The sequence below is a fragment of the Faecalibacillus sp. TM498 genome (assembly GCF_020589955.1).
In the GTDB taxonomy this organism is placed as follows: domain Bacteria; phylum Bacillota_I; class Bacilli_A; order Erysipelotrichales; family Coprobacillaceae; genus Faecalibacillus; species Faecalibacillus intestinalis.
Window position 1 is genome coordinate 1 of record NZ_JAJDKB010000074.1, and the last position, 8,533, is coordinate 8,533.

At 26.7% G+C, this 8,533-nt stretch carries 10 protein-coding genes; 4 read left to right on the forward strand and 6 right to left on the reverse strand.

What is annotated here, in order from left to right:
* Positions 1 to 79: 79 nt before the first annotated feature.
* Positions 80 to 1,600 carry an LTA synthase family protein gene (locus LJD32_RS13980; protein ID WP_227392691.1) on the forward strand — a complete coding sequence of 507 codons (1,521 nt, stop codon included), beginning with the start codon at positions 80 to 82 and terminating at the stop codon, positions 1,598 to 1,600.
* A 32-nt stretch (positions 1,601 to 1,632) separates the two neighbouring features.
* Here the strand turns inward: LJD32_RS13980 and rfbB are convergent, their stop codons facing one another.
* The 6 genes from rfbB to LJD32_RS15685 all read right to left on the reverse strand — a co-directional run bounded on the left by rfbB (position 1,633) and on the right by LJD32_RS15685 (position 6,092).
* Positions 1,633 to 2,667 carry a dTDP-glucose 4,6-dehydratase gene (rfbB, locus tag LJD32_RS13985; protein ID WP_022001319.1) on the reverse strand — a complete coding sequence of 345 codons (1,035 nt, stop codon included), beginning with the start codon at positions 2,665 to 2,667 and terminating at the stop codon, positions 1,633 to 1,635.
* Positions 2,668 to 3,243, reverse strand: coding sequence for a dTDP-4-dehydrorhamnose 3,5-epimerase (gene rfbC / locus LJD32_RS13990; RefSeq protein WP_022001318.1), 576 nt, complete (start codon positions 3,241 to 3,243; stop codon positions 2,668 to 2,670).
* A 16-nt stretch (positions 3,244 to 3,259) separates the two neighbouring features.
* Positions 3,260 to 4,141 carry a glucose-1-phosphate thymidylyltransferase RfbA gene (rfbA, locus tag LJD32_RS13995; protein WP_032089398.1) on the reverse strand — a complete coding sequence of 294 codons (882 nt, stop codon included), beginning with the start codon at positions 4,139 to 4,141 and terminating at the stop codon, positions 3,260 to 3,262.
* 118 nt (positions 4,142 to 4,259) lie between these two features.
* On the reverse strand, positions 4,260 to 5,423 hold the full coding sequence (locus LJD32_RS14000; protein WP_175302077.1) for a MerR family transcriptional regulator: 1,164 nt from the start codon (positions 5,421 to 5,423) through the stop codon (positions 4,260 to 4,262).
* Positions 5,424 to 5,473: 50 nt separating this feature from the next.
* Positions 5,474 to 5,587, reverse strand: coding sequence for a cyclic lactone autoinducer peptide (locus LJD32_RS14005; protein ID WP_081918857.1), 114 nt, complete (start codon positions 5,585 to 5,587; stop codon positions 5,474 to 5,476).
* A complete protein-coding gene (locus LJD32_RS15685) occupies positions 5,580 to 6,092 on the reverse strand; it encodes an accessory gene regulator B family protein (RefSeq protein WP_032089396.1) in 513 nt (170 codons plus the stop codon). The genes LJD32_RS14005 and LJD32_RS15685 overlap by 8 nt, the downstream gene beginning before the upstream one ends.
* Positions 6,093 to 6,290: 198 nt before the next feature.
* Between LJD32_RS15685 and LJD32_RS14015 the strand changes: the two genes are divergently transcribed.
* The 3 genes from LJD32_RS14015 to LJD32_RS14025 are packed head-to-tail and all read left to right on the forward strand — an operon-like array spanning position 6,291 to position 8,517.
* Positions 6,291 to 6,626 (forward strand): helix-turn-helix domain-containing protein, encoded by a 336-nt coding sequence (locus LJD32_RS14015; RefSeq protein WP_052010782.1) that lies wholly within the window; start codon positions 6,291 to 6,293, stop codon positions 6,624 to 6,626.
* Positions 6,626 to 7,306 carry a LytR/AlgR family response regulator transcription factor gene (locus LJD32_RS14020; protein WP_032089395.1) on the forward strand — a complete coding sequence of 227 codons (681 nt, stop codon included), beginning with the start codon at positions 6,626 to 6,628 and terminating at the stop codon, positions 7,304 to 7,306. The genes LJD32_RS14015 and LJD32_RS14020 overlap by 1 nt, the downstream gene beginning before the upstream one ends.
* On the forward strand, positions 7,303 to 8,517 hold the full coding sequence (locus LJD32_RS14025; protein WP_227392692.1) for a hypothetical protein: 1,215 nt from the start codon (positions 7,303 to 7,305) through the stop codon (positions 8,515 to 8,517). The genes LJD32_RS14020 and LJD32_RS14025 overlap by 4 nt, the downstream gene beginning before the upstream one ends.
* Positions 8,518 to 8,533: the final 16 nt, after the last annotated feature.

Here is an 8,533-nt window from a genome sequence, read left to right on the forward strand (position 1 = left end):
CGGCGAAGATAGTACATTGTGCGAAAATAGCTCGTTGCCAGTTCCTTCTTTTTTTATATATAAATGTGAGGTGATCCGGTTGAAGAAAAAAAATAAGATTTTACTTACAGTTTTTACAATAATTATTTTTATTAATATCCTTTTATTGAACTCGAATATTTGGATTTATAATAATTTTGGAAATGTAAAGTTTCAAGAAATATTATTCACTTTTTTATCACCAACGAGTGGAACAGATACATCAGTTATTTTTTCTTATATCATTAGAGTAATTGTTGTATCATTTGTTTTAAGTATTCTTTTTATTTTTGGTGTTTTATATCTACGTAGAAAATGTTCATCTAAAGCTTTCAAATATTTAAAGTGCATGGGCTCTCTATTGATTGTAATAACATTGATATTAAGTTTATTATATACAAATAACCGTTATAATGTTACTGCTTATTTCAATTATCAATCTCAAAAAACAACAATTTATAACAAAAAAAAGAAAGTACATAAAAAGAAAAATACTGAATATATAGGAGATAGTACAATTATCTATCAGAATCCCAAAGATGTTAAAATTAATGGAGATAATACAAATAATCTTATTTATATTTATTTAGAATCATTTGAAAATACTTTTTTAGATACTGAAAATGGTGGTATCAAGAATGTTAACTGTTTACCTGAATTAACTGAATTAGCGAAACAAAATACTAATTTTTCTAATACTGATCAACTAGGTGGAGCATTACCTTTTACAGGTACAACTTGGACGATTGCATCCATGACATCACAATTTACAGGATTACCTTTAAAAGTTGAAGTTGCTAATGATATGGATCAACAAAATCGATTTATGCCAGGTGCTAAAACAATTGGAGATATTTTAAATGAAAACGGATATATACAAGAACTTATGATTGGTTCTCAAAAAGAATTTGCTGGGACAGATAAATTATTTTTACAGCATGGATTTGATAAAATATGTGATATTAATTCGTTAAAACAGGAATATTCATTTAAAAGTAATGAACTTAATCAATGGGGATTAGACGATTATAAATTATTCGAATTAGCTAAGAATGAGATTACGCAGCTTGCACAAACAGGTAAATTCAATTTTACGATGGCAACTATAGATTGTCATATGCCTAAGGGGTTTCTATGTAAATATTGCCCTAATACATATGAAAATAGATATGAAAATATATATGCATGTCAATCAAAACTTATTAATAGTTTTATTGATTGGTGTAAAAGTCAATCTTGGTATGAAAATACAACCATTGTTTTAGTTGGTGATCATCCAACAATGGCACAACAATATGTTAATGATGTTCCGTCAGATTACCAAAGAACGACATACAATTGTTTTATTAATTCTAAAGTGACGACTGATCAAATAAAAAATAGACAATTTACACATATGGATATGTATCCTACAACATTGGCTGCAATGGGATTCAATATAGAAGGGAATAAGTTAGCACTAGGTACGAATCTATTTTCTGAATTACCAACGATTATTGAAAAATATGGTCAAGATTATATTAATGAAGAAGTACAAAAAAGTAGTGAATATTTAGATAAAAATATATATCAGTTTAATTAAAAATGGATCTCATGACGAGATCCATTTGTTTTTTATTCTTCAACTCTTCCTTTATCTACATACATGTTTTGGAAATAGTTTTTATATTCACCAGAAATGATGTTTTCCCACCATTCTTTGTTATTTAAATACCAATCAATTGTTTGAGGAATACCTGTATCAAATGTATATTTTGGTTTCCATCCTAATTCAGTTTCTAATTTAGTTGGATCGATTGCATATCTCATATCATGACCTTTTCTATCAGAAACAAATTTGATTAATGATTCAGGTTTACCTAAAGCTTTTAAGATTGTTTTAACAACTTCTAAGTTAGTTCTTTCGTTATGTCCACCAACATTATAAACTTCTCCCACACGACCTTTTCTAATGATTAAGTCGATTGCAACACAGTGATCATAAACATGTAACCAATCACGTACGTTTTCCCCTGTACCGTATACGGGTAATTCTTCATCATTTAATGCTCTAGAAATAATTAATGGAATTAATTTTTCTGGGAAATGGTAAGGACCATAGTTATTTGAACATCTTGAAATAGTTACTGGTAATCCAAAAGTTCTATGATAAGCTAATACGAATAAATCTGCAGAAGCTTTTGATGAACTATATGGACTAGATGTGTGTAATGGTGTTTCTTCTGTAAAGAATAGATCAGGTCTATCTAATGGTAAATCACCATAAACTTCATCAGTAGATACTTGATGATATCTTTTAATACCAAATTCATTACATGCATCTAATAAAGTAGTTGTTCCCATAACATTTGTTTTAACAAAGATTTCAGGATCTTCAATACTTCTATCTACATGTGATTCAGCTGCAAAGTTAACAACAACATCAAATTTTTCTTTTTTGAATAAATCAAAGATAAATTCTCTATCAGCGATATCACCTTTAACGAATTTATAATTTGGTTTACCTTCAACTGGTTTACAAGTTTCTAAGTTACCTGCATAAGTTAATTTATCTAAGTTAACGATCATATCTTCTGGATATTTATTAACCATATAATGTACAAAGTTTCCACCAATGAAACCTGCACCACCTGTTACTAAAATTTTCATTTATTTATCTCCTTCGTATACAAATTGATTATTTGAATTTTCTAAAGTTGGTCCTGTTTGATCTTTTTCACTTAAAACAGGTTCAATACCATTTAATAATGATCCCCAATCAACATTAGCTGTTGGATCATCATAACGCATACCACCTTCAGATTCTTTATTATACACATTATCTACTTTATATCTAAATTCAACATCATCTGTTAAAGTTAAGAATCCATGGGCAAATCCTTGTGGAATAAAGAATTGGCGATGATTTTCAGCGCTTAATTCAACAGAAACCCATTCACCAAATGTTGGACTTCCTTTTCTAATATCTACTGCAACATCAATAACTTTTCCTTTAGTACAAGATACTAATTTAGATTGTGCATAAGGTGGGTTTTGCCAATGTAAACCACGTAAAGTTCCTTTTTGTGCACTAAAAGACATATTGTCTTGTACAAAATCAACAGTAATACCTAATTTTTCATATTTAGGTTTTGAATAAGTTTCTGTAAAGTATCCACGGTGATCTCCAAAAACATCTGTTTCTACAATTAAAACACCTGGAATTTTTGTTTCAATAACTTTCATCTTTTTTACTTCCTTTTTATTGATCTATAAATTTTCCATCCATTACATCTTTTAAATACTTACCATATTGATTCTTTTTATAAAGTTCATATGCTGTATTTAATTCATCTTTAGAAATCCATCCGTTGTTATAAGCAATTTCTTCAAGGCAAGCGATTTTTCTGTTTTGATGAGTTTCAACAGTTTTCACAAAGTTAGTTGCATCTACTAAACTTTCATGAGTTCCTGTATCTAACCATGTAAATCCTTGACCTAATAATTCAACATCTAAATTACCTTTTTCAAGATAGATTTTATTTAAGTCAGTGATTTCTAATTCACCACGTGCAGATGGTTTGATTTGTTTTGCGTATTCTACAACATGTTTATCATAGAAATATAAACCAGTGACAGCATAATTTGATTTAGGTTGAGCTGGTTTTTCTTCTAATGAAATAGCTTTTCCATTTTCATCAAATTCAACAACACCAAATCTTTCAGGATCATCAACATAATATCCAAAAACAGTAGCACCATCTTCTTTATTTGCGGCTCTTCTTAAACGTTTTGATAAACCATGACCATGGAAGATATTATCTCCTAAAATCATGGCACAGGCTTCACCATCAATAAATTCTTCACCTAAAATAAAGGCTTGAGCTAATCCATCAGGAGATGGTTGCACTTTATATTGAAGTGAAATACCAAATTGATGTCCATCACCTAATAATTCTTTAAAACGAGGAGTATCATCAGGTGTAGAAATAATTAAAATATCTTTAATTCCTGCATCCATTAAAATACTCAAAGGATAATAAATCATTGGTTTGTCATAAATTGGCAATAATTGTTTACTTGTTACTTGTGTTAGAGGATAAAGTCTTGTTCCAGATCCTCCTGCTAATACGATACCTTTCATAGAAGTACCTCCTTTTGTTTACTCCTAAACAATAAACCATGACGTTACGTAAGTGTCAATATAAAATATAAAATTTCTTCATTTTATCAATAAAAAAAGTGTCACACTTAAAGTATGACTACTTTCTACAAATAAATAAACCACAATCTTTAGTAATTTTAATTCCATTATTTTCATCAATGATTTTTTCAAGGTGAGCTTGAAATTCTTTTAAACGATATCCTAAATATTCTTTTTGATTGCCATGACAACTCATTATATAGTTCATTAACGCTTTAGCGTCATCAACTATTAAATAATCATCATACCTCTTTAATTCAATTTGTTTAAAATAAGGGCTTAAAAGAGTTTTTCCATTTTCTAATCCAAAATGTTCTACAAGGTTATTATTAGATAGTTGAATACGTGAATCAAAATTATGAACAATTTCAGTAATTTCCTTCATATGATTTTTACCATAAGTTGTACAATAGAATATTCCATAATCCTTAAGAACACGAGATATTTCCAAAAGACCAAGATTCAAATCTTGCAGATAAAAGAGAACATGATTTGCAATCACCGTATCAAAGAAATGATTTTTAAAAGGAATATTTTGAGCATCTAAAACAATATAGTTATAATCATTACCAAGTTTTTTTCTGGTATCTTCTAACATTCCTTCGCTAATATCTGATAAGAAAATCTCTCTATTTCTTAGATTATAGGTATTATTTTCCCATAGTTTTCCATTTCCACAACCAATTTCTAAAAGTTGATAAACATGAGAAAAGTCTATTTGATGATAGAGCCATTCAAACCAACTTTCCTTATTAATAGAAAAATGATCATGAAGATAAATACGTGTAGATAAGTTTTGACTATTGAAATATTGTTGAATAATGCTTTCATCATTATTTGTGAGATTAATGAGTTCAATAATCTTTTCCCAAGAAATTTGATCATGTTCTAAAATTTTTTCAGTGCTTTTAATGGTTGCTTTTAAATTATTAAGATGATTCATTTTTTGGTTAATCAAAGAAGTTTGTAGTTTTAAAGATTCTTTAAAACTATCTTTATCATTATCTATAATAAGAGGATAGATTTCTTCTAGTGAAAATCCAAGTTCTTTTAAAGCAAGAATCTTTTGAAGAGTAATTAAATCTTTATTACAATATTGACGATATCCATTATCTAGAATATGCGATGGTTTTAAAAGCCCTATTTTATCATAATATCGAATTGTCCTTAATGTGACACCTGCCATTTTCGCAAATTGTCCTGTTGTATAATATTTTTCCATAGGAATATTATAAAATAGAAAATAAAAAGATGATAGTTTTTATCATCTTTTTATTTGTTTTTTAATGCTTGGGGTTTCTTTGGCTCATATAAGATCCACCATGAAGGAGGTACATCTAAAACTGCTGCAAAACCAACTAATAAATCAAATAATCCTTTAAACATGATTTTCACCTCTTTTCAATAAAATTAAAATAGTGTTAATAAATAAAGAAATCAAGTAAATAACAAGTAAAGATGAATCAATAAAAGAGCATAAGTATAAAATCAATATTTCTATGCAATGAAGTCTTTTGTTTTTTTCAAAAGATAAAGTGTAATTGGCTACTATTAAACTCAAACATATTAATCTTAAAAAAGGGATATTTGTAACATATTTAATAAAATATGAGGCAAAGAGAATGATCATGTTTGAAAAGACAAGACATTGTAGAAATGATGAACAATGAAAACTTTTATAGGATAATCTTAATGGTATAAAAAAGAAAATGAATAAAACGAATTCGTAAGTTGTATGAAAAATGAATGATAAAATAATTGCTACAAAAAGGGTAGAAAGGTTGCATAACAATCCTTCCATTCCATAAATTGCAAGTTCAATTTGATCTAAATCATTTTCATATTCTCTAGGAATTATTTTCATTGTTAGATACTTAGCAAGGTGGTTCATATATAATACTTCCTTTCTTGATTTCAATTTTATTTTATAGAAAAAAATAAAATTTGATACTATTAGGGAAAATTAAAGAAATAGTGGGAAAATTAACTAGAATGTTATTGATTAAAAAGTATATAATACTATTTGAGATAGTAGAATATCGCAATTCTTTATTTATCAAACGAGAATCTTTTTATGGAGGACAAAATAATGTTAGGAGAGAGATTACAATATTTAAGATTAGAAAAAGGAATGACACAAAAGGAATTATCAAAAGTATTTAAGGTATCATTGAAAACAATACAGTTTTATGAACAAAATAGAACCATCCCAGATATATATTTAGTTGCTGAAATGGCTAAATTTTTTAATGTTTCATGTGATTATATTTTAGGAGTTGTCAATACACCTATTCCATTAGATGAAAGAGAAGCAGAAGCTAAAGACCATATTTATATGCCAAAAGAGTTTATGAAAAACAAAGAAACAAGAAGAACATATAAAACAATTGTGGATTATGTAAAAATGGTTCAAGAGATGAAATAATGTACAAAGTAGCAATTTTAGATGATGAAAAAAACTTTTTAGAAGAAATACATAATTGCTTACAAGAGTATGAAATGTTTGAAGTATCATATTTTCAAGAAGCAAAGTTGTTGATTGATGAAATTGATTATTTTGATGTTGTTTATATAGACTATGAGATGGAAAATATGACAGCATTTGAGTTTTTTAAAGAAACTCAAATGAGTAAATACATTAGAATCATCATTACTAAATATGATCATATTGTTTATAAAAGCATAGATTATGATATTTTTGATTTTATTAGAAAAAAGAAATTAAAAGAAGATATTCACAATAAGATGAATAGATTACTTAAAAAATTAGAATCAGATCACGATCGAATTATTGTAGAAAGTGGTAATCGAATTGTTGCGATATATTATGATGATATACAATATATACATACAGATAAAAATTATATTGTAATTCATGGAAGAGAGGAGTATAAAATACGCTCTACTTTTAAAGATTTTATTAAGAAGATAAAGAAAAATGATTTTATTACAATTTCTTATGGAATCCTTGTAAATATGAGATATGTTCAATACATTAATCTAAAAGAAATGATGGTGGTTTTAGAAAATGAAATACAACTACCTTTAAGTTATAAATATAAAAATTCTGTAAAAGAAGCTTATCAGGAATATAAAATACGATGAAATTATTTTTAGATATTATTTATGTTTTGATAGAAAATTTAATTTATGTGATGTATCTTGATTTATTCTTTAAAAATAGAGAAGAGGTAAAGTATAATAAAATATTCTTTATAGTATTTATGAGTTTTTTATCTTTAATGATGAATAAATATTTTGCTATAAGTTATGGAGGCATTATCTTATTGATTATAAGCTTAATATATATTCATCTTTTTTATGATGGTGACATTTATAATAAGATAATTAAACTTATTTTTGTGAATGTTAATATGTTGCTTATTAATGGATTGTGTATGTTTTTATTAAATCAACAATCACTATATTATATTGTTTATGCTTATGATGGATATTTAGGATATTTGATTACTTTTATTTCTAAGGGAATATGGTTGATAGAATATTTTTATTTAAAAAAGTATTTGAAGGAAGAGTTTCAATTAAATAAACATATTTGGTTTTTTGTTATGATAACACTTGTAGCTATTATTTTTTTAGATCTTTATACTTTTAATGAATATCTGATGAATCAAATGCGTTTATCATCGATTATTTGTTTGTATGTAGTTTCATTAATGATGATTGTATTGATTTATATATTATGTTCAGAAATGACGCAGTACTATCAACGTTTAATGAATCGAAAAATTCATGAACAAGCATTACAGTATGAAGAAACACTTGTGGAAATTGCTAATCAAAAAAGTAAAAAATATAACAAAATTATTCATGATTATAAAAAGCTTGTTAAAGATTTAAAAGAAAATCAGGAAATTGAACTTCAAGATATATCATTAGAAATACCGACAGAGGTTATTCACACAAACAACATTGTGTTAAATTATGTTTTTAATCGGTATACAGAAATCATGAAGGAACATCAGATTGATTTTTATGGAACTTATTCTGATCAAATTTATCAAGGTGTTTCTTCTTATGACTTAGCCACTATTTTAAAATTTTTATTGGATCATGCGATTGTTCTTAGTCAAAAAACAACACATAAAGCAATTCATTATACGATAGAAAGTCAAAGATATTATACAATTATTAAGATAAGATGCTTGATTGAAAATGGGATTGTCGTTGATCATCATTTTAAGAAGAATGAATATTTGATAGAAGAAATATGTAGAAAATATAATGGGAAAAAATTGTCAAAAATAGAAGATAATCCCGAATTGCAAGCAGAAACTGGAAATAAGAGAAAATAGGAACTAATTTTTATAG